This is a genomic window from Clostridium beijerinckii, from assembly GCF_036699995.1.
Classification (GTDB): domain Bacteria; phylum Bacillota; class Clostridia; order Clostridiales; family Clostridiaceae; genus Clostridium; species Clostridium helianthi.
The window spans coordinates 4,854,900-4,878,542 of record NZ_CP144906.1; the positions used below are offsets into that span (position 1 = coordinate 4,854,900).

The window sequence follows — 23,643 nt, forward strand, 5'->3', positions numbered from 1 at the left end:
AGAAGAAATATGTTAATAAGAAATTGTAATATAATTTACCTAGACAAGATAGAACAAGGCTCAATTCTAGTTGAAGATGGGAAAATTAAAGAGATAAATCCTTCCAATATAGATACAAATAGCATTTTAGATGCGAATGGTCTATATGTTTCACCTGGTTTTATTGATGTTCATATACACGGCGCAGGAGGCTCAGATACAATGGACGGTACCAGTGAATCAATCAATACCATTTCTAATACTATAATTAAACACGGAACAACTTCTTTTACTCCTACAACTATGACTGTTGCTGTGGACGATATAAGAAAATCTTTAGACGCAATTAAAAGTATAAAAGAAAAAGGTTCAGACGGTGCTCACATTCTTGGAGTGCATTTAGAAGGTCCGTTTGTAAGTCCGAAAGCAATTGGTGCTCAAAATCCCAACTATATTTTGATGCCATCTATTTCAGCTTACAATGATATAGTTAAGGATTACGAGGATATTATTATATCTATAACATTAGCCCCAGAAGTTGAAGGTGCTAAAGAACTTATTAAGTATTTATCCTCAATTGGAATAGTATGCTCATTAGGTCATAGCAGCGCTACGTATGAAGAGGCTATGGAAGCTATTGAATGTGGTGCTTGCCATGCAACTCATCTTTTTAATGCTATGACTCCTTTAACTCACAGAAATCCAGGAGTAGTAGGAGCTGTATTTGACAGTGATATAACAACTGAAACTATTTCAGATGGAATTCATATTTCATACCCAGCTTTAAGAATTGCTTACAAACAAAAAGGTACTGATAATGTTTTATTAATCTCTGATGCTATGATGGCTTGCTGCATGCCTAATGGTAATTACTCCTTAGGAGGTCAAGATGTTATTGTTAATGATGGTGAGGCACGCTTAAAAAATGGTGCTTTAGCTGGTTCTGTTCTTACCCTTGATAAAGCAGTAAAAAATGTATACAAAAACTCTAATCTACCACTTTATGAAGTAATAAAAATGGCATCTTATAATGGTGCTAAACATTGTAAAGTTGAGGATCGAAAAGGCCAAATTAAGGAAGGCTATGATGCAGATTTGATATTCTTTGATGATGATATAAATATAAAAAAGGTATTAGTTTTGGGTAAGGAAGTATACTCAGAATAACTATTATAGTTTTTAGCTGTATTTCCATTTTTAAAAAACCATGGCATAAAACTATATAAGCAGATATATAACCAATCCAATGAACATTTAGGATAATCTATTATTATAAGCAAAGAGAAGACTGAGTTATTTCAAAATTAATAATAAAGTGATTAATCACCAATTTTTAAATGGTGCACCTAAGAATCACTTTCCTTTGAAATAGCTCAGTCATTATAAATAATTTAATACTGTAATTTATAGAATTTTTTCTCTCTGAAGATAATTACATAATGCACCTAGTTTATTAGCATCATTTCCAAATACGCATGTTTTTAAAACTGGTTTTATTTTCCCTTCCAAATAACTGCTCATAAGTATGTCCATTCTCTTATTTATTTCCTCAACATATTCTGTTCTTTCACTTATTGCTCCACCTAAAATAATAACTTCTGGATCATAAGTATATTGAATGTTATATATTCCTGCTGCCATGATAAAATAATATTTATTAACTTCATTAATTGCTATCTTATCTCCATTATTACACAAGTCAAAAACTTTAACACCATCAAGGCTTCCTTCATCCAATCCCTTTAATTTCTCAACTTTTCTTACTAATGCTGTGGTAGATCCAACCTTGCTCCAGCTAGCAAATTTAAGTTCTCCCTCTAATTCACAGATTATTGAACAGTAGCCAAATTCTCCTCCATGCTTATGAACGCCACCGTGAATCTTCTTATCCTTAACTATTGCTCCACCTATACCTGATCCACATACAACAAATGCTAAATCTTTATTGTCCTTCCCAGCTCCAAGCCAACATTCCCCAAGGGCTGCGCAATTAGCATCGTTTTCAAGTTCAACGTTTAAATTTGTCTTTTCATTTAAAATCTCTTTAAAGTTAGGCCCATGTATATACGGAATAGCACTTGTTCCTCCTATTAATCCACTTTCACTATCAACTGCTCCTGGAGCACTTATTGCAATTCCTTTAACATCAAATTTTTCCTTCATTTCATTGGTTGTTCTTGATAACTTAGAAAAAAATTCTTCTTTATCACTTGGAACATTAAACTTCCCATTTTCAATAAATTCTCCATTTTCGTTAATTACAGACCATTTTACTGAGCTCCCACCTATATCAAAAACCATAAATTTTCTCATTGAAAAATCACCTCTATATTTAAAATCTAGTTATAGTATAATTCAAATAGCCGTCTCAAGATTATTGTTTTGAGACAGCCATTTGATTGTTAAATATAATTTTCTATCTAAAATCCGTTATTTTTTGCAACTTCTTTAATCCATCTTCCTGATTTTTTAATTGTCTTTTTTTGAGTATCTAAGTCTACAGAAATAAATCCATATCTATTTTTATATGCATTAGCCCATGACCAACAGTCTATCGGAGTCCATGTATGATAACCAAAACAATTAGATCCTTCACTTATCCCTTTATAAAGATATGATAAATGTTCCTCATAGAACTCTATTCTATAATCATCTTCTATAACTCCATCTGCATTTATATATTTTTCTTCCCCTTCAACTCCCATACCATTTTCAGATATATACCATGGAATGTTGTTATAATTATCTCTTATATTAATTGCTATATCATACATACATTGTGGGTATATCTCCCATCCTCTATATGGATTCATTCTTCTTCCAGGCATTTCATAATCGTCAAAATACTTATTAGGCATCCAACCTTTTGACTCGTCGAATTTTTCTTCCTTAGCTTTTGCTCTTCTTGGTTGGTAATAGTTAACACCTAAGAAGTCAATTGTGTTGTTCTTTATTATTTCTAATTCTTCTTCTGTTGATTCCCATATTACATTATCTTTGGTTAAAACTTCAACTAAATCCGTTGTAAACTCACCTTTTATAGCTGGATCCAAAAATGAATTGTTAAAGAAATCTTCTGCAAATTTAGCAGCTTTTACATCTTCTTCATTTTGTGATCTTGGATATGAAGGCGTTAAATTAAGAATAATACCAATCTTCCCACCATTCTTACTACAATTTGATTCTTTAAACTCTTTTATAGCCTTTGCTGATGCCAAATTTAGATTATATAAAACTTGCACTGCTTTTTTCCCATCAACTATCTTTGGATAATGGAATTGATATAAATATTCACCTTCAACTACAACCATAGGTTCATTAAATGTTGCCCAATGTTTAACTCTATCTCCAAATAACTCAAAGCACTTCTTTGCAAACAATGCAAATAAATCTACTACATGTTTTGATTCCCATCCGCCATATTTATCATATAATTCAACTGGTAAATCAAAATGGTGTAGATTCATAACTGGAAGGATATCATTTGCAATACATTCGTCTATTACAGCATTATAGAATTTTAAACCATCTTCATCTACTTCTCCAGTTTCAAAATCTTTTATCAATCTTGTCCATTGAATTGATGTTCTAATACTATTTAAACCTATTTCTTTAATCAATTTTAAATCTTCTTTATAGCTGTTATAAAAGTTTGATGCTACATTAGGACCTACTCCATTAAAAAATGCTTCTGGTTCTATATCAAACCAATGATCAAATACACTATCATGCTTTTTATTAAATCGTCCTTCACTTTGTGGACCTGATGTTGCTGATCCCCACCAAAAATTTTCTGGGAACTTGAATTGTATACTCATCTTATGCCTCCTAGATTTCTTTATTTAAATTATGTTATTTCCTTCATACGTTAAATATTTATAAAATGAAATAATATTTTCTTCTATAACATTGCTGCACCAATAAGACCTGCATTATCACCAATTTGCGCTATTCTTATATCAACAATAGATGGATCTGAAACCTTAGTCTTAGTGCACTCAATAATTTTAGGTAGCAAGTAAGTATTATATATTAATACTGCTCCACCAATAACTACAGTTTCTGGATCTACTACAGCTATCACATTAGCTATACCAATTGAAATATTGTTAATCCATTTTTCTATTACCTGGACAGCCTTCTCATCTTTTTTTTCATATAAATTAAATACTTCTTTTGTAGTTAATTCTTGTCCATATATTTGTGATGCTATTCTAGCTATATTCACTCCGCTGCATTGACCTTCTAAGCTGCCATTATTTAAACCCACTTGACGGTATTTATCTTCATTTATTATCATGTTATAAATTTCGCCTGTCTGACTATGCGCTCCATTTATAATTTTCTTATTAAGAATTAATGCACCACCTACACCTGTAGAAACGGTTATATAAAATACCGAATCACAATCTTTTGCACTTCCAACCAGACTTTCTGCAAGACCTGCTACATTTGCATCATTATTAACGCTTACTGGTAAATTCAACCTTTTACTTAGATATTCTTTTATTTTAAAATTTTCCCATCCCTTTAAATTAACTGGATTTAACAGCTTTCCTTCTTTTAAATCTAATGGCCCTGGTACTCCTACTCCAACTTTTTCGAGTTCATAACGATTCCATTTAACTTCTATTTGTTTAATTAATTTATCCAAATTATAAGCTGGACCCCTTTGTACTTCGTTTTCAATTTTAAATATCTCTATTATTTCTCCATCCTTGGAAATAACCGCTGCCCTTAAATTTGTCCCCCCAATATCTATTCCTATTAAATGAGACATATTTAACATCTCCTTTTACTCAAAATACTAAAATTACCAATTCTAATTTTAAACATTTTAAAGTATTCTCATTGTTTAATTTAATTATACAATAGTATATGTTACTTTTCAATATATGTTATGTCTTTTATTATAATAAAATAATATCATTTTAAATGCAATATATTACAATTAACAATTAATGCAAACTTTAATTTTGCATCTTAATATACAAATAGACATCCCAATATTCTATATCTTTCTATTTATCACTGAGAAGTTTTTATGTTATAAACTTCAAAGTCCAAAAGGCGAAATAAACTAAATTACTGTAGAGTAGTGTAATTGAACTAATAGCATAATAAAATTCTTTTATAAATTATAGTAAATAATATTCACAAAGAACTTACTTAGTTGGTAAACTAAGTAAGTTCTTTGTAATTTATTTATTATATATTATTTATAAAAAAATTATGAGCATTTATTTTCAATTCACTACAAAGTGATTTCTTTTTTACCTGACACCTTAAAGAATATTAGCAACGATATAATTGTAACCAATGTCAATATTGTTGCTAAGCAAGCTGCTGCACCATAATTACCTCGAAGTACTTCTGTATATATTGCAATTGTCATAGTTTTTGTTTTTGCAGTATACAAAATAATTGATGTACTAAGTTCACTTATAATTGTAATCCAGCTTAATATTGCACCTGATATGACCCCTGGCAACATGATTGGCAATGTTATTTTCGCAAAAGTTTTTAAGTTTGATGCTCCAAGGCTTATAGCAGCTTCTTCTGTGCTAATACTTATCTGATGCATAATAGCTGCACTAGATCTTATTGTATACGGTAATCTCCTGATTGTAAAAGCTATTATTAAAATTACTGCTGTTCCACTTAATAATATTGGTTTTTTATTAAAGCTTATTAGCAGCGCTATACCTAATATTGATCCTGGTACTATATAAGGAAACATTGTAAGCACATCCAAAAAGTTAGTCATTGAATTACGTCTTCTTACTGTTACATATGCAATTAATATCGCCAAGATAACAACTATTACTATAGCAATTGCAGCAAATAAAAATGTGTTCTTTATTGATCCTCCAATTTTTGAGAAAACTGCTCTATAGCTGTTAAGTGAATACCCTTTTGTGAACATCATTCCTGATGTATTTAAAAATGATGTATATATTACGCATAATTGAGGGAGTAAAGCAATAAATGTGAAAATGTATATATATGCATGAGCTAATATATTTTTTATTCCACTAACTTTTTTTGCTTCCATAGGATGAAGTGCACTCATAGTAAATGATTTCTTATTTGATATATATTTTTGAAGCAAGAATATTGCTGTTGCAAATATAATTACTACAACACTTATAGCTGCTGCAAATCCATCATCGCCGCCAACTTCACCAACAAACTCATTGTATATTAGTACTGGTACTGTCTGATACCCTTCTCCGATAAGCATTGGAGTACCAAAATCAGCTAAAGCTCTCATAAACACAAGTAATGCTCCAGCTAGCAATGTAGGTAATATAAGAGGTACAATTACTTTAAACATTTTTTTTATTCCTGTACATCCCATACTTTCTGCAGCTTCTAATAGCGAATTGTCTACACTCTTTAATGCACCTGATACATACATATAAATTAAAGGTACAAGTTGAAGCGTTAGTACTAATAATATTCCAGTAAATCCATAAATCTCTGGTACTTTTATGCCTAATGATTTTTTTAGTATATTAGTTACTGCTCCATTTCTTCCTAATAATAATATCCATGAATATGCTCCTATAAACGGTGCCTGCATTGAGGAAATAAGTATTAAAATTTGAATAAACGTTCTTCCTTTAATTTTTACTGTTGCCATAATATATGCTAATGGTGTTGCTATTAAAGCACATAATAATGTAACACTTACTGTCACCTTCAAACTATTAAATAATGATCCATAATAATATTCTTTTCCAAAAAATTTAGTAAAATACCCCAGAGAAAATCCACCAGCTTGTCCATTTGCAAAACTTTTTATTAATAGCGAAAATAAAGGAAATACTAATACTAATATATACATCAAAAATACAATTGTTGTAATTAAAGTCCATATATCAAATTTTCTGTTCTTACTATTCATTTGAATCACCTACACTAATATTTGTATAATTGATATTCCCATCCTCATTAAATACATTAATCTTCTTCTTTTTTACCGTTAAACCAATTTTTGTTCCAGGCTTAATAATTTTTTCTATGGTTGACTCTTGAATAATTTCTACTTTTTCTCCTGTTTCTAGTTTAACAAAATAGTGTGTATTTAATCCTAAAAACATACTTGAGATTACAGTTGCTCCTATTCCATGCATATCTTTTGATATTATAAATTCTTCTGGACGTACAGAAACTTTAACTTTTATATCTTTACTTTTAGTTTCTTTTTCTTTATCTAAATTCAAATTCATTTCTTCATAATAATCTTCAGTAAAATAAATAAAACATTTACCATTTATTAAAACTAATCGACGATCCAATATATTGGTTCCTCCTATAAAAGATGCCACAAATGTATTAGCCGGTCTTTGATATATTTCCTGTGGAGTTCCGACATGCTGAATCACTCCAGCTTTCATTATTGCGATTCTATCAGATATAGCCATAGCTTCTTCCTGATCATGAGTAACGTAAACAGTTGTTATTCCAATTTGATTTTGAATTTCCTTAATCGCATTACGCATTTCAACACGCAGCTTTGCATCTAAATTGCATAAAGGTTCATCCATTAATAACACATCTGGGTGAATTACAATTGCACGAGCTAAAGCTACACGTTGCTGCTGCCCTCCAGATAAGTTTTCTGGTAATCTGTCCTTATACTCATCTATCTTAACAATCTTCATAATTTCTTCTACTTTTTTATCTATTTCATCTTTGGGAACTTTACGATTTTTAAGTCCAAATTCTATATTTTGCCTTACTGTCAAGTGAGGAAATATCGCATAATTCTGAAATACCATTCCAATATTTCTTTTAGATGGATGAATACCATTTACCACCTTACCATTAAACTGAATTTCCCCACCTTCTATGCTATTAAAACCTATAATCATTCTTAATAAAGTAGTTTTCCCACAACCTGAAGGCCCAAGCAGGGTAAAAAATTCCCCATTTTTTATATTTAGATTCAGCCCCGGAATTATTACATTTTTCCCATATTTCTTTACAATATTTTCACAATCTATAGCTATGCTCATTTATTTCACCTTCTCAATGTTATATTTTATCTATTTTGCACTTGTAGCTACTTCTGTATATTTTTGTACAATCTCACTCTTATGAGAAGCAACATAATCACAATCCTCTTGAATTATATTTATTTTTGACATTGGTGTCATGTAATCCCCTAATTTTGCATCTTTTCTAAGTGGTCTGTTAGTTAATTGACTTCCAAATGCATCTTGAGCTTTTTGTGAAGTTATAAAATCAATAAACTTCTTAGCATTTTCCATATCAGGAGCATTTTTAACAATTCCACTAGTTGCATCTAAGAAAACAGTACCTTCCTTAGGATAAACTATTTCTACATCTGCACCACTCTTTACATAACTTGCAGCAGGATCTTCATATGTTAAGCCAACTGTGTACTCACCATCTGCTACACTTTTATGAACTGCACCAGATCCACTGGCTATTTTACCATCTAAATTTTGAACAAGACTCTTTACATAATCCCATCCAGCATCAGAAGTATAGTCTCCGCCTATAGCACGTAACATATCAGTTAAATGAGCAAACGCTGAACTGGAACTAGTTGGATCAGCTGCTGCTATCTTTCCTTTTAATTTTGGATTTAATAAATCTTTATAACCTTCAATTTTAATATCACCAATAAGATTCTTATTTACAAGAATAACACTGCCATCTGCTACATAAGATGTCATATATCCAGTTGTATTTCTATGACCCTCCATCATGTCTCCATCATTTTTTGATACATACTTTTCAAATAAATCTTCATTTTCTGCAAATTGTGCTCTTGATCCACCAAATATAACGTCTGCATATGGATTATTTTTTTCTGACTGTACACGCTTAAATAATTCGCCTGTGCCTGCACTTACCATCTCAACATCAATTCCTGTTTCATCTTCAAACATTGGTATAATTGTGTTTATAATATCTTCAGTATTTGGAGAATAGACTACAAGTTTATTTGATCCATCAACTTTTTTAGAATCAGTAGAACCTGCGTCTCCACAGCCAACTAAACTTGTTACTCCTAACATCGCTGCAGTTACGATAGCAATAATTTTTTTCATTTTGAATTCCCCCTATTTTTCTTTTCTATATTCATAATTGTAAACGTATTTACAAAAAAATAAATGTCAAAATATATAAATATAGTGTAAAATACCAAACTATTTTAGATGAGTTACATTATAGTAATTATTTATGATAAAATTATTATATATACTACTTATGGGGGGGAATTTAGTGTGGTTAAATGCATTAAGTCTTTTAGAAAAACAATAAAACTTCTTTTTTTAAAATATACATTTATTCCTATACTCATACTTTTTTTACTCTTCACTATATTTATAGTGGCAATAACCAAAATAAATATAATAATTAATACAAAACAAGCTGGAGATAATATTAGCCAGAAGATAAGCGAAGTTTATAAAAACTATTATGAACAAATTAATATGATGGCATCTTCTGAAAACGTAATTAATTATATAAATACGCATTCAAATACTAATTTGATATATGATGATTATTATAAATTTAATAATAATCAAAAAGTTAAAGGCATTTTAAGTATTATTGATACAAATGATGTATTTGTACTTTCTACTACCGATTGTGATGCTAATATAAGTCGTTCTATTATAAATAATATTATTCCTAAGTTAAACAGAAATCCTAATGATGTATTGAGTGAAATTAATATACTAGCTTACCAATATAATAAAAACACTACTTATACTTTTGCTAAAGCAGTAAAAAGTAATGAAAAGGTAATAGGTTATTTGGTATACCAACTTTATGAAGAAGATTTTTCTAAATTATTATTTGAAAATAATAACCAATTAGCAGTTATTACAGATCGACATAATAGAATTATATCAACAAATAATACTTCTCTAAAAGGCTTAATGAATAAATTTATTCCTCAATACATTGAGGACAATGAAAACTATGTAAACATATCAGGTAATAAATATTACATAGTGAAAGATAAAATTTATGATGCTCCAATATATATATATACTCTAAATGGATTTACAATTAAAAACGATATATTTATTATATATTTTTCTTTTATAATATTAGTAAGCATAGTGCTCTTAATTTTAATAAATTATCTAGCAAATAAAATGTCAGCAAGCAATACTGAATCAATTGATAAGCTTATATATTCTGTAAACGAGTTAAAACATGGGAATATGAATTCATATGTTAATATAAATTCAAGAGATGAATTTGAAATATTAGCTAATGAATTTAATATTATGTTAGATACTCTTCATGATTTAATGAAAAAAAACGAGGAATTGCTTTCTCTTAATTATGCAAGCGAAGTTAATCTGCTGCAGTCTCAATTTAATCCTCATTTTATATTTAATATCCTATCAACTTTAAGATATTCCATATTTATTGATCCCAAAGAATCAGAGAATATCATTATGGGACTTTCTAGATTATTGAGATATAGTATAGATTCAAGCAGTCAAAAGGTTATCCTAGCTAATGATTTATGCTATATAAAAGACTATTTAGAATTAAATAAATTCAGGTTTAAAGAAAAATTAGAATATAATATAAACATTTCTGCTAAAGCTAAAACAGCACTTATACCTAAATTGTTATTACAAACTTTTGTTGAAAATTCTATTAAATACGGATACAAAGATAAGGAATATATAGTAATTAACATAACAGGAGATATTTTAAATAAAAAACTTATCTTAGAGTTAACTGATAATGGATCCGGAATTACCCAGGAACAGCTTAATAATATTATGTCTGTATTAAATAATCCTAATAATACTTCAAATCATATAGGGTTATACAATGCATATAGGCGTCTGGTATTACTATATGGTGATAATCAATCATTTAAAATAAAAAGTACCGTTGGAATTGGGACAAGTATAAAATTGACAATACCTTACGAAAAGGGGAATTCAGATGTTTAAACTTTTAATTGTAGAAGATGAAGAAATGATTAGAAAAGGAGTACGCTACACTTTTGATTGGGAAAAATCAGGTGTTGTTGTTATTGATGAAGCTTCAAACGGCAAAGAAGGATTAGAAAAAATTCAATCTTTAAAGCCAGATATAATCTTAGTTGATGTAAATATGCCCATTATGAATGGAATTACTATGCTACAAAATAGTATAAAAGAATATAAATATAGTGCAATTATTATATCTGGATATGATGAATTTTCATTAGCTAAAGAAGCAATACATCTAGGTGTAACTGAATATCTATTAAAACCTTTAGATAATGATCAGCTATATAACGCATTGGAAAAAGCAAAAGAACAGGTTACTTTATTAAGAGAACATGCAATTGTGCAGAATAAAATTTATAATTCAAAAGAATTAATTACACTTCAGAATAAACTTTTAAAGGATATTTCATATTCTTCTAAATATGTGACACAGATGCTCAATTATATCCACAAAGAATACCCCAAAAAAATCACTATCCAGAACCTGGTAGATATATTAGGTGTTAGTTCTACTTATCTTAATAATCAATTTAAGAAAGAAACCTCATATACATTTAACGATTATTTAAATAGATATAGAGTAAATCAGGCTATAAATATTATGAAGACAGGTAAAGGAAAAATATATACTATTGCTACTGATGTGGGATTTAAAGACTACAGATATTTTATTAATGTATTTAAAAAATATACAAATTGCTTACCAAGTGACTTTATAGAATATTTTAAAGATACTTATTATAAAAATATCTCAGAATGATTTTTCAATCACTCTGAGATCCTTATTATTACCTATTTAATTAAAGTCTTTCTCGTCTTTTAGTAGATTTAATAAATATTTCTTTTAGTGCTTCTTTATCATCATTTTGTATTGCATCTTTTATTTTATCTAATTCCACTTCAAAATTTTCAATGCTTTTTAATAAATTCTCTTTATTTCCAAGGAAAAGTTCGCTCCAAAGATCTTCATTTATATTAGCAATTCTTGTTAAGTCTCTATAACTATCTCCAATGAAACTTCCTGTTTCTCTTCCTTCAACATCACTATTTACAAGTGCTACAGCTAATGAGTGCGGAAGCTGACTTGTGTAGCCAATCATTTCATCATGATATTCTGGAGTTATTCTTTTAACTCTTTTAAATCCAATTTTATAAACCAAATCTTCTACCATGTTTAAATTTTCTTCTTTATTTCTAGAAACCGGTGTTAAAATATAATTTGCACCTTTAAAAACTTGGCTACTTGCAAAATCTATTCCTTTTTTCTCTCGTCCTGCCATTGGATGGCCAAAAACAAAATCTATATTTTTCGGTAATATATTTACAATATCTTCTATAAACATTTTTTTTATCCCAGTAGCATCTGTTATTACTGCACCATCTTTAAAATTGTTTTTATTATCTATAATAAATTGCTTAACTAACCTAGGATATAATGAAATAATTATAAAATCTGCACTCTTAATTACTTCTTCTCCGTTTTTGAATCCTTCTCTTATTAATCCAAGTTTTTTAGCTTTTTCTAAAGATTCTTCATTAATATCTATTCCATAAACATCATTATACCCAGCTTCTTTTAAAGCCATAGTAAATGATCCCCCAATTACTCCAAGACCTACAACTACTATTTTCATATCTATAGCTCCCTTATATAGAATTAGATTTGCTTATCTTCAATTTTTGCTACAGCTTTAACTTTATTCATTAGCACATCAAATTGATCTGGAGTAAGTGATTGTTGTCCATCACTTAGTGCATTTTCAGGATCGTTATGAACTTCTATCATAAGTCCATCAGCCCCAGCTATAATTGCTGCTTTTGCCATTGGTTCTACCAAGTAAGCATATCCACCTGCATGACTTGGATCAACAATTATAGGTAAATGTGATAATTTCTTAATTACTGGAACTGCTTGCAAATCTAATGTATTTCTTGTAATAGTTTCGAATGTTCTTACTCCTCTTTCACAAAGAATTACATTTTCATTTCCACCTGCCATAATATATTCTGCTGACATAAGCCATTCTTCTATAGTTGCAGATAAACCTCTCTTTAATAGTATTGGTTTATTTGTTTTACCTATTTGCTTTAATAGATCGAAATTTTGCATATTTCTAGCACCAATTTGAATCATATCCACTTCTTCAACAAAAGTATCTAAGTAATCAGTAGACATAAGTTCTGTTACTATAGGAAGTCCTGTTTCCTGTTTTGCTGTTTTTAAAAGTTTTAATCCTTCAAGCTCTAAACCTTGAAAGCTATAAGGTGAAGTTCTTGGTTTAAACGCCCCACCTCTTAAAAAGTTAGCTCCTGCCGCTTTTACTCTTTTTGCGATTTCAACAATTTGTTCTTCACTTTCTACAGAACATGGTCCAGCCATTATCCCAAGTCTTCCACCACCAACTATTGATCCCTCAATATTAACTACTGTATCTTCAGGCTTAAATATCCTGTTTGCTTTCTTAAAAGGTTCTTGAACTTTCATAACCCTATCTACACCTTTTAATACTTGTAATTTTTTAGGATCTAATATTGAAGTATCACCAACAGCTCCTACTATAAAATATGTGTCTCCTTTAGAAAGATGGGCTTCTAATCCTTTTGATTCAATTACCGCCTTTACCTTCCTTACATCTTCTTCACTTGCTTTTGGGTTCATAATAATTATCATTCTAATTTCCTCCTGTACTACTTTTTAATTTTTACTTTTCTTTTTTCTACTATACTTCTGTACTACAAATAGGTAGCTCAACTTAAAAATTAGTTGAGAACTTTCTCATCAGCGAATAGAGCAAGACGAGCTTCCTATATATAATATAAACTATTTAGACACCTTTTTCAATTCTAGCGCCTTAATAGCTAATATATATCCATCTTCTCCAAATCCACACATCTGTCCTATACATGCAGGTGCTGTTACAGATTTCTTTCTAAAATCTTCTCTCGCATGCACATTGGATAAATGCACTTCTACTGTATCAATATTTACTCCTTTTATTGCATCATGAATTGCATAACTATAATGAGTATAAGCTCCTGGATTTATTATTATCCCATCATAATTTTCAAAGTATGCTTTTTGAAGTTCATCAATTATTTCACCTTCACAATTACTCTGAAATAAGGTTATTTCATGTCCTCTTTTTTTGCCTTCTTCTTTAATATATTCACATATATCTTCAAAAGATTTAGTGCCATAAATTCCTTTTTCTCTAACTCCAACCATATTTAAATTTGGTCCATTTATTACCATTATCTTCATTAATATCCCTCCCTTCAGCATTTATATTTTTCTAAACTATAGCGTATATTACAATAAATTATTTAGTTAGCGAGCCTTCTTCACATGAGTTATGATAGTAAATTATATTAACTCTATAAGATTACAATGTAAGATTTTCAACTTAACATATATATGTATATTGCAATTGAGTTTCTACATTTTCTTCTAGTTTAGCACTTGGCTTACTAGAATTTTAAAAATAAGTTTATTATTGAATCTTATACTTAATTCATTTCTAAGTTATCTAGAATAACTTCTTTTATTTCATTAACTATATCTCCAATTTCTCTATCATTTCTAATTATTTTATCTGCACATAATCTATATAATTCATAGCGCTCTTCATACAACTTAATTATTCTTTCTCTACCTTCTTTAAGTAAAGGTCTTTTTGATATATCTACATCTCCTAAAAGCTCTTCCAATGACCTATCAATAAAAATAATAAATGATTCTTCTTTTAATACGTCTATATTCTCTGTTCTTTTTATTACTCCACCACCTGAAGAAATTATAACCTTTCCCTCTTTAGCTAATTCTCTACAAGCTAAAGATTCAAAATCTCTAAAATAATTTTCTCCTTGTTCAAAAAGTTCAGGTATCGTTTTAGATGTCATATTTTCAATATAATTATCCATATCAATAAAGTTAATTTTTAATTCTTCGCTTACCAATCTGCCAATTGTACTCTTTCCGCATCCAGGCATTCCAATGAATACTACTTTATTTTTCATATGTGCCACCTACTTAAATTCATTTTCAAATATTGAATATAAACCTTGAGTTAGTTCATTATCTAATTGGCATCCCTGCCATATTTCTTCCGCCTTTATAGCTTGCCCTACTAACATTTCAATACCACCACATACTTTTTTATTTAAACTTTTTCCTATTTTTAGGAATTTTGTCTCCTTAGGGTTATAAATTATATCTACTAATGAATTAAAGTTATTTATTATCTCCTCATTAACAGGAGTATCATCAACTTTAGGGTACATGCCAAGCGGAGTCGTATTAATTAAAATATCACCTTTTATCTCTGATATTTCTTCATAAGTTTTAAATTCTATTCTTTCATCTTTATCTGCAGAATTTTCTTTGATTTTTCTTGAAACTAAGTAAATCTTTTTAATGCCATGATCTAAAAGATAAGTAATAACAGCCTTAGCCGCCCCACCATTTCCTAGAACCATAGCAATACTATCTCTTATAAAAATCTTATTATTATTTAATATAGTTCCAAACCCATAATAATCTGTATTATACCCATATAACTTATTATCTTTTAAATAAATAGTATTTACTGCCCCTATTTTTTTAGCTTCATCCGATATAAAATCTAAATATTCCATTACATCTTGCTTATAAGGAATAGTTACATTAACTCCTTTTATTTTAAGAAGCTTTATTGATTCTATAAGTTTACCTAAATTCTCTTTTTCAACTTCAAAAAGCTTATATGCCCCTTCTATTTTTAAATCTTTAAAAAGTGTATTATGAATTTTAGGCGAAAGACTATGAGATAACTTTTCTCCTATTAATCCGTAAAATTCCAAATTAATGCCCCCTTTTTTTTTAGTTATAGGTTAATAGTTATAACTCTTCATTTTTAGTAGTATTTCCTGTATCCACCAATGAGTTTAAAATACGCACTGCTTTGTTCAATTAAATTCAATGCCTTTTTAACTTGTTCATTTTCAAGATTCCCCTCAAAATCTACATATAAGAAATATTTCCACGCTCCCTTTTCCATAGGTCTTGATTCGATCTTCATCATATTTATATTATTTTCTGCAAAGTGTCTTAATAATTTATATAGAGTACCTGCTTTATGCTCAAGAGAAAATACAACACTTACTTTATCACAACTGTTATTTAATTCTAACTCTTTTGATATAACTATGAATCTTGTAGAATTTTCTCTTCTATTATTTATATTTTCTTTTATTATGCTTAAATTGTATATATCAGCTGCCCTTTTACTTGCAATAGCAACCTTTGACATATCTTGTAAATCACTAACAAGTTTAACACTATCCGCAGTACTATGGAAAGGTATCTTCTTCCAATTACTATATTCTTTTAAAAAATCAGTACTTTGCTCAAACCCCTGTGGATGTGAATATACTTCTTTAACATTATCTAATTTTGTTCCTTTAATCCCAATTAAATTTTGATCTATTTTAATACACTCTTCTCCAACTATATAGAATCCGTACTTATATAAGAGATCATAAACCTGTGAAATAGCACCAGTTGAAGAATTTTCAATTGGTAAAACCCCATAGTCAATTTCTCCATTTTTTACTGCTACAAATACGTCCTCAAACTCATCATACGCCTTAGCATCATCTTTCTTGCCAAAATGCTTAATCATTGCTTCTTCTGAAAATGATCCTGCAACACCATAAAAGCCAACTTTAACGTCACTTTTCGCATTTTTTTCTTTAAACTTATCTATAGTCGTAGCTCTTATATCTTCCTTTACTTCTTTATCTTCTAGATCCTTAGAAATATTCATAATATTAATGAAAAATTGTTTCAATCCTTCGGCATAATCTTTATTATTAAGGTATCCTATATTCTTCTCAATAACTTCATCTTCTCTAGCTTTATTGAAAACAGGTAAATTATTCTGTTTTTTATATTCTCCTACCTTTATTACTATATCCATTCTTTCTTCAAAAAGTCTTGTTATCTCTTTATCTATTTCATCAATCTTATTTCTATAATCATCTATAGCCGCCATTTCATTTCTCCTTACTTAGGAACAATTAAAAAATATTTAATTTCTTAATGCACCTTAACTCATTCAAATTAACACTTTGCCTTCTTAATACACTATTTGCGATAAAAAAACTATATATTCATTAACTTAGAATTATAAATTTTTATTACTAAAGCACTAAATCGAGTATTCCAATTGCGGTTACAGCTTCTATTACTGGAACAGCTCTTTGCACGATACAAGAATCATGACGACCTTCAATAACAAGCTCAGCTTCCTTTTTTTCTGCAATATCTATCGTTCTTTGAATTTTTGATATTGATGGTGTTGGCTTTATTCCAACCTTAAATAATATTGGCATTCCATTTGTTATTCCACCTGTAATTCCACCATTATTATTAGTATAAGTTTTTACTTTATCACCGTCATAATAGTATTCATCATTACAATCAGATCCTCTTAATTTGCTCATTTCAAAGCCTTTTCCAAATTCTATTCCCTTAACTGCTGGGACAGAAAACATTAAATGAGCTAAAGTTGATTCAACTGAATCAAAAAACGGATTACCGATTCCCGGATTTATTCCAAGAACAGTACATTCAATAGTTCCACCTACAGAATCTTGTTCTTTTTTTGCTTTCAGAATTGTATCTCTCATTTCTTCTTCTTTTTCTTGGATTAATAAAGGCAATTCCTTTGTTTTTAATTCCCCCAAGAGTTCTCTGCTTAATTCCACATCATAAAAACTCTTATCGTGGATATCTCCAATACTCTTAACATGGGCTCCTATATTAATTCCTTTACTTTCTAATACCTGCTTACATACAGCCCCAGCAAATACTAATGGTGCAGTAATTCTTCCCGAGAAAGATCCACCGCCTCTGTAGTCGTTAAATCCATTATACCTAATGAAACCTGGATAGTCCGCATGACCTGGTCTCATCAAATCTTTAAGTTTTCCATAATCCTTAGAACGCATATCTGAATTTCTAATTACTGCGCAAAGAGGGGTACCTGTAGTTTTTCCTTCAAAGAACCCACTCAAAATTTCTGGTGCATCTGCTTCTTTTCTAGCTGTAGATAAATTACTTTTTCCTGGCGCACGTCTTGCCATTTCTTTCATAATCTCTTCAAGATTAATCTCAACGCCTGAAGGAAGCCCATCAATTGTAATTCCAATCCCAACTCCGTGAGATTCACCAAATATAGAAACCTTTAATTTATTCCCCCACATTCCACTCATCGAACACACCTCCTAAATTCTTAAAATCATCCCAGAATTGAGGGTATGACTTTGAAACACATTCATAATCTTTAAGTATAATAGGTTCTTTACACATAGTTGATGCTATAGCCATAGTCATTGCTATTCTATGATCTTTATGACTCCAAACTTCCACGTTTCCTTTAAGCTCCTTTACACCTTCAATTATCAATCCTTCTTCTTTTTCAATAATTTTAGCACCTAATTTATTAAGTTCTGAAGTTACAGCTGCTAATCTATCACATTCCTTAATTCTAAGTCTTCCTGCATTTATAATTTCTGTTGTTCCTTCACTTAATGCAGCAACCAATGATACTACTGGGATTATATCTGGACACTGAGAACCATCAATTATAGTAGACTTAAGTCCAAGACTTGTGCTTCCAATTAAACCATTATCTTTATTATTTAATTTCAATCCCATTCTTTGTAATATGTCAATTACTTCTTTATCCCCTTGAAGAGAATCTAGTTTCAAGTCATTAAGCACAACATTACTTGAAAGTGCATCAGCACAGAAGAAGAATGCTGCTTGTGAGTAGTCACCTTCAACTCTATAATCTATACTCTTATAAATTTGATTTCCCTTTATAATAAATTCTTCATAATTATTATTTATAATTTCTACACCAAAGTCTTTAATGGCTCTTAAAGTTAAATCAATATATCCTTTGGATTCCATTTCTGTTGTAATTACAATCTTAGAGTCTCCATCTAAAAGAGGAAGCGTAAATAATAATCCTGTTATAAACTGTGAGCTAATATTCCCCTCCATTTTAAACTCTCCAGCTTTTAATTTTCCTTCAGTCTTTAAATCAAGAATACCATCTTTATAAGAATATTTAATTCCTTGTTCATTAAAAATTTTGTAATAAGTGTCTAATGGTCTCTTTCCTAAATTACCTCTTCCAACAAATCTATTAACTCCATCAAATAAAGCTGCTATAGGTACTAAAAATCTAAGAGTTGATCCTGACTCGTTGCAATCTATAGTTCTTTGTTCCTTAACTGAATTAGCTTCAATATTTTCCGGGCTGTTAACTCCATAAACCTCAAGATAATCTTCTTTTTTGGTTATTTTAGCCCCTAATGCTCTCATTGCTTCAATTGTAGCAATAATGTCATCCGAATAATCTATATTTGTAACCTTACTAACACCATCTCCAAGAGCTGCGCAAATTACTGCTCTATGTGCCATACTTTTAGATGGTGGTATCTTAACTTCCCCACTTAATTTTCCAGGATAAATTTTTAAGTTCCCCATGATTTTACCTCGCTTTTTTATTCATTGCTTAAGACATACTCAAAAATAACATATCTGCTTGCTAGCCTATTTTTTCATATACATCATTAACTAAAAAATTCTACATTTGTTTTTTCTAAATATGATTCTCCAATATTTCTTAATAATACTACTTTTAATACATTATCAATATTTTTCTTATCTAATGCTATTGTATCTAAAACTTCCGAGCTATCATCTATTTCAACTTTATAAGGAAGATTGTATTGCACTAGTATCTCTCTTATCTTTTCACTAACACCTTGATCAGTTAACCCTTTATTTTCTGCAATCTTACTTATTTCATACATTCCTATAGCTACTGCTTCCCCATGTGTAAACTTCTTAAAGTTATAATATGTCTCTATGGCATGACCTAGTGTATGTCCAAAGTTTAGCAACATTCTCTCTCCAGTATCTTTTTCGTCATTTTCCACAACGCATTTTTTTATAAAGCAACATTTGTGGATAATTTTTTCTATATTGTTCATAACCTCTTCTTTATTTTTTAAGCTTTTCAAAAAGTAAAAGAATTCCTTATCTTTTATACATCCATATTTAATAACCTCTGCCATTCCGTCTCTAAAAAATCTTTCACTTAAAGTTTCAAGTACATTTGGATCTATTAAAACTAATTTAGGATGATAAAAACTTCCCACTAAATTTTTACCTCTTTCTAAATCTACAGCAACCTTTCCACCTACGCTACTATCAACTTGAGCAAGAAGTGAAGTTGGTATTTGAACAAAATCTACACCTCTTAAGAAAGTTGATGCAGCAAATCCTCCAAGATCTCCAATTACTCCTCCGCCTAAAGTTATAATCAAGTCACTTCTTGTAATTTTAAAATCTAATAGTTCATTATATATCAAAGGAAGGGTACTAAACGCTTTAGTTTCCTCACCTGGTTCTAGTTCCATTAGCTTAACATCATATCCTGAGTTAATTAAACATGATTTTATCCTATCTCCATAATGAGAACCTACATTTTTATCAGTTAGTATAAATATCTTTTTACCTTTAGAAACTTTTTGGATTTCCAGATTCACTTCATCAATTAATCCTTTTTTAATTATGATTGGATAACTTCTTTCACCAAGTTCAACAACTAAATCTTCCATTTATAAACACTCCTCTTGTAATTAAACAGTTAGCATCATGACTAAGATTACGTTATGACTCTTTTCTATTTTTTAGATACTTGTAATGAGTAATTGTTAATACCAACTGTTCTCTAATTTAATAAATTTATATTTCTCTTCCAACAGCCGCTGCAATAACTTTTAACTCTTCCATGAGTTTTGCAAACTTACTTGGCTTTATTGATTGTGGACCATCACATAATGCATTTTCTGGATCATTATGAACTTCAATAATAAGTCCATCTGCTCCAACTGCAACCGCTGCTTTTGCTAGAGGTTCAACCATCCAGTACTTTCCTGCAGAGTGACTTGGATCAATTACTATAGGTAAGTGACTTAATTTTTTAACAGCAGGTACTGCACTTAAGTCTAAAGTATTTCTTGTGTAGTTTTCAAATGTTCTTATTCCTCTTTCGCACAGAATTACATTTTCATTACCACCAGCCATAATATATTCAGCTGACATTAACCATTCCTCTATAGTTGCTGATAAACCTCTTTTTAATAATATCGGCTTGTTAGTTTTGCCAAGTTCCTTTAGTAAATCAAAGTTTTGCATATTTCTAGCGCCAACTTGAATTACATCTACATTTTCAACAAACGTTTCTATATCATAAGGAGACATAAGCTCTGTAACTATTGGCAATCCTGTATTTGCTCTTGCTTTCTTTAAAAGTTCTAACCCTTCATATTTCATTCCCTGGAACGCATATGGTGAAGTTCTTGGCTTAAATGCTCCGCCTCTTAAGAAATTTGCCCCAATTTCCTTAACTTCTTTTGCTATTTCAATGATTTGTTCTTCGCTTTCAACAGAACATGGACCTGCAATCATTGCTATTTTCTTTCCACCAATTTTAACTCCATTAATATCTACTATTGTATCTTCTGGATGAAACATTCTATTTGCTTTTTTGAAAGGTTCTTGAACTTTCATAACTCTTTCAACTATTCCATTAGCTGCAACAACCGAAGGATCTATTGCACTTGTATCCCCAACTAATCCCAAGATACTAACATCTGATCCAACAACTAGGCTCACTGAAACTCCCTTTGCTTCTAGTTGTTTTGTCAATCTTTCTATTTCTTCCTGCTTTGCTTTTTGCTTTAATATTACTACCATTGTATATTGCCCCCTTGCATGTATTTGATTATTGCGAAAAAAAAATGGAACTCATGTATAATGAGTTCCATAAAATATCAATACTGATATATATTACAAACTTATATAAAATATAAAAAACTCATTAAAAAGGTATTTTTCAGTTTTTTGCAAAATAAATAGCCAGCGCTAAAATAAAAGCCCCAGAATGTAAAATAAAAAAAGCTATAAAATTTTTGCATAACTGATTTTACAATATCCTTTTCCATGATTTTCTCCATTTCTAAATTTAATAATTATTTTCACGAATATTAATTACAATATTTACATTTAAATTTAATCTTTTTATCATTATAACAAACTATATCTAATTGTCAATACAAATTAACGCTTTTCAAACAAATATTGCATTTTGCAATCAAATAATTAAATATATTGTATTTCTATTAATATTAAATCAATAATTAATATATATTTTTTTCACTTTATCATTTCAGCTTTATAGTATTTATTCTAAAAATCTAGTTATAAAACTCCTATATAAATATATTAATTGGTTAAATTCTTATAAAAAAACACCTAAATACTAGGTGCTTTTTTAGTTAAACGCTAACTATAATTGCTTAATTGATTGTTTGCTCTTAGGAAGAATCTTAATAGAAACTAGCAAAGAAATTACCATAATTGAGAAACCAACCAGATACATTGCAGTATATCCAAAATTTCTTTGGATTGTACTAAACATATGTGGGTATACAAAGTTAGCTCCTGCTGATCCCAGCACGCTAACAAATGAATATGTACCAGCAACTAGTTCGTCATCAACTACTTCTCTTATATATTTAAATAAAAATGTTAAATAACAACCATACATTAGGCCATGTAATTGATCCCCTAAGACAACTAAAGGCATAGAACCTGTTGAAAATAAAAGTATTCTAGTAGCTCCTATAAGAAATGCTATTATTAAATATTTCTTAGGTTTTTTATCCTTTAGGTACTTTCCTACAAGCATGAATGATATAAATTCAACACATACTCTTGAAAATATAGATTTGCTATATATAGAATTAGCCAAATCAGCATTTCCCGTTATTTCAATTAAATATGTTGAATATGCAAATTCTATTGCGGTGTAAGTTCCTATGATTAGAATATTAATTACTCCGAGAATTACTGAATTTTTATTTTTAAATACAGCAATTAATTTCCCTCTATTGGGATTTCCATCTGCTTCAATATTCTTAAACTTCATAGCTATTAATAATATAACTATACATGACATTATGATTCCTATTATATGCATAGTTTTAAATCCATATTTTAAAATTATAGTTCCACTTAATAAAACTACGCACCCAAATCCTATGGATCCCCATTTTCTTATTTCTGAATACTCTACATTTTTTCTAACTGCTATTTCTTCAACATATACTTCATATACATTTCCAATTGTTTGTACTATAATTCCATAAAGAACTGCATAAAAATATATAATAGTCTTGTTAACAGACATTAAAAATACTATCATTCCAATAAGTGCGCATAAATGTATGATAATAAATCTTTTTTTGTTTTTTCTCATCGAAAATTTACTTACTAAAAATTGCTGTGAAAGAATTGCAAATAATGCTCCTATAGATACTACAGTTCCAACTTGACTTAATGATAATCCAACTACTTGATTCAAATATGGTACATAAAAAGTAGTCACTATACTCGTTACTCCATAATTTATATAAGTAGTCAAGGAATAATAAAACTTTTCTTTGCTTTTCATATAATGCTCCAATCCTAATGAATTAAATATTTCTCCTATTCACTTCTATTATTAAATTTATATATTAAATT

Annotated in this window: 20 protein-coding genes; 3 read left to right on the top strand and 17 right to left on the bottom strand. The window is 29.5% G+C overall.

Translation table 11 applies throughout. The annotated features are described in order from the left end of the window. Window positions 1–9: 9 nt before the first annotated feature. On the top strand, window positions 10–1,146 hold the full coding sequence (gene nagA / locus PZA12_RS22110; RefSeq protein ID WP_078114427.1) for an N-acetylglucosamine-6-phosphate deacetylase: 1,137 nt from the start codon (window positions 10–12) through the stop codon (window positions 1,144–1,146). Between the two features lie 237 nt (window positions 1,147–1,383). Here the strand turns inward: nagA and PZA12_RS22115 are convergent, their stop codons facing one another. The 6 genes from PZA12_RS22115 to PZA12_RS22140 all read right to left on the bottom strand — a co-directional run bounded on the left by PZA12_RS22115 (window position 1,384) and on the right by PZA12_RS22140 (window position 9,068). Next, on the bottom strand, window positions 1,384–2,292 hold the full coding sequence (locus PZA12_RS22115; RefSeq protein ID WP_078114426.1) for an ROK family protein: 909 nt from the start codon (window positions 2,290–2,292) through the stop codon (window positions 1,384–1,386). Between the two features lie 107 nt (window positions 2,293–2,399). After that, window positions 2,400–3,797, bottom strand: coding sequence for a glycoside hydrolase family 1 protein (locus tag PZA12_RS22120; protein WP_103697911.1), 1,398 nt, complete (start codon window positions 3,795–3,797; stop codon window positions 2,400–2,402). A gap of 83 nt (window positions 3,798–3,880) precedes the next feature. Beyond that, on the bottom strand, window positions 3,881–4,759 hold the full coding sequence (locus PZA12_RS22125; protein WP_078114424.1) for an ROK family protein: 879 nt from the start codon (window positions 4,757–4,759) through the stop codon (window positions 3,881–3,883). Window positions 4,760–5,233: 474 nt separating this feature from the next. Next, window positions 5,234–6,889, bottom strand: coding sequence for an ABC transporter permease (locus PZA12_RS22130; RefSeq protein WP_078114423.1), 1,656 nt, complete (start codon window positions 6,887–6,889; stop codon window positions 5,234–5,236). Then, window positions 6,882–8,003 carry an ABC transporter ATP-binding protein gene (locus PZA12_RS22135; RefSeq protein WP_078114422.1) on the bottom strand — a complete coding sequence of 374 codons (1,122 nt, stop codon included), beginning with the start codon at window positions 8,001–8,003 and terminating at the stop codon, window positions 6,882–6,884. Before PZA12_RS22135 ends, PZA12_RS22130 begins: the two co-directional genes overlap by 8 nt. A 30-nt stretch (window positions 8,004–8,033) precedes the next feature. Then, complete coding sequence (locus tag PZA12_RS22140) at window positions 8,034–9,068, bottom strand: ABC transporter substrate-binding protein (RefSeq protein WP_078114421.1); 1,035 nt, start codon at window positions 9,066–9,068, stop codon at window positions 8,034–8,036. Window positions 9,069–9,245: 177 nt separating this feature from the next. Here PZA12_RS22140 and PZA12_RS22145 point away from each other — a divergent pair, with 177 nt between their 5' ends. Continuing rightward, a complete protein-coding gene (locus tag PZA12_RS22145) occupies window positions 9,246–10,952 on the top strand; it encodes a sensor histidine kinase (protein ID WP_161223042.1) in 1,707 nt (568 codons plus the stop codon). Continuing rightward, the gene (locus PZA12_RS22150) at window positions 10,945–11,754 is read left to right on the top strand and encodes a response regulator transcription factor (protein ID WP_078114419.1); all 810 of its coding nucleotides are present in this window, start codon (window positions 10,945–10,947) and stop codon (window positions 11,752–11,754) included. The genes PZA12_RS22145 and PZA12_RS22150 overlap by 8 nt, the downstream gene beginning before the upstream one ends. A 40-nt stretch (window positions 11,755–11,794) precedes the next feature. Here the strand turns inward: PZA12_RS22150 and PZA12_RS22155 are convergent, their stop codons facing one another. From PZA12_RS22155 to PZA12_RS22205, 11 genes are all read right to left on the bottom strand, one after another. Next, entirely contained in the window at window positions 11,795–12,628 is an 834-nt protein-coding gene (locus tag PZA12_RS22155) for a prephenate dehydrogenase (RefSeq protein WP_078114418.1), read from the bottom strand. Between the two features lie 23 nt (window positions 12,629–12,651). After that, window positions 12,652–13,665, bottom strand: a complete 1,014-nt coding sequence (gene aroF, locus PZA12_RS22160) for a 3-deoxy-7-phosphoheptulonate synthase (protein WP_077837210.1) — start codon at window positions 13,663–13,665, stop codon at window positions 12,652–12,654. Between the two features lie 150 nt (window positions 13,666–13,815). Beyond that, window positions 13,816–14,256, bottom strand: coding sequence for a type II 3-dehydroquinate dehydratase (gene aroQ, locus PZA12_RS22165; protein ID WP_077837209.1), 441 nt, complete (start codon window positions 14,254–14,256; stop codon window positions 13,816–13,818). Window positions 14,257–14,501: 245 nt separating this feature from the next. Beyond that, on the bottom strand, window positions 14,502–15,011 hold the full coding sequence (locus tag PZA12_RS22170) for a shikimate kinase (protein WP_078114417.1): 510 nt from the start codon (window positions 15,009–15,011) through the stop codon (window positions 14,502–14,504). 9 nt (window positions 15,012–15,020) lie between these two features. After that, window positions 15,021–15,833, bottom strand: a complete 813-nt coding sequence (gene aroE, locus PZA12_RS22175) for a shikimate dehydrogenase (RefSeq protein ID WP_078114416.1) — start codon at window positions 15,831–15,833, stop codon at window positions 15,021–15,023. Between the two features lie 53 nt (window positions 15,834–15,886). Next, complete coding sequence (pheA, locus tag PZA12_RS22180; RefSeq protein ID WP_077843859.1) at window positions 15,887–17,026, bottom strand: prephenate dehydratase; 1,140 nt, start codon at window positions 17,024–17,026, stop codon at window positions 15,887–15,889. Between the two features lie 148 nt (window positions 17,027–17,174). Continuing rightward, window positions 17,175–18,248, bottom strand: coding sequence for a chorismate synthase (gene aroC, locus PZA12_RS22185; protein ID WP_103698855.1), 1,074 nt, complete (start codon window positions 18,246–18,248; stop codon window positions 17,175–17,177). Next, entirely contained in the window at window positions 18,226–19,533 is a 1,308-nt protein-coding gene (gene aroA, locus PZA12_RS22190; protein ID WP_103698854.1) for a 3-phosphoshikimate 1-carboxyvinyltransferase, read from the bottom strand. Before aroA ends, aroC begins: the two co-directional genes overlap by 23 nt. Window positions 19,534–19,619: 86 nt before the next feature. Further along, complete coding sequence (gene aroB / locus PZA12_RS22195; RefSeq protein ID WP_103698853.1) at window positions 19,620–20,672, bottom strand: 3-dehydroquinate synthase; 1,053 nt, start codon at window positions 20,670–20,672, stop codon at window positions 19,620–19,622. A 127-nt stretch (window positions 20,673–20,799) separates the two neighbouring features. Continuing rightward, window positions 20,800–21,813 carry a 3-deoxy-7-phosphoheptulonate synthase gene (aroF, locus tag PZA12_RS22200; protein ID WP_023973931.1) on the bottom strand — a complete coding sequence of 338 codons (1,014 nt, stop codon included), beginning with the start codon at window positions 21,811–21,813 and terminating at the stop codon, window positions 20,800–20,802. Window positions 21,814–22,405: 592 nt separating this feature from the next. Beyond that, window positions 22,406–23,572 (bottom strand): MFS transporter, encoded by a 1,167-nt coding sequence (locus PZA12_RS22205; RefSeq protein WP_103698852.1) that lies wholly within the window; start codon window positions 23,570–23,572, stop codon window positions 22,406–22,408. Window positions 23,573–23,643: the final 71 nt, after the last annotated feature.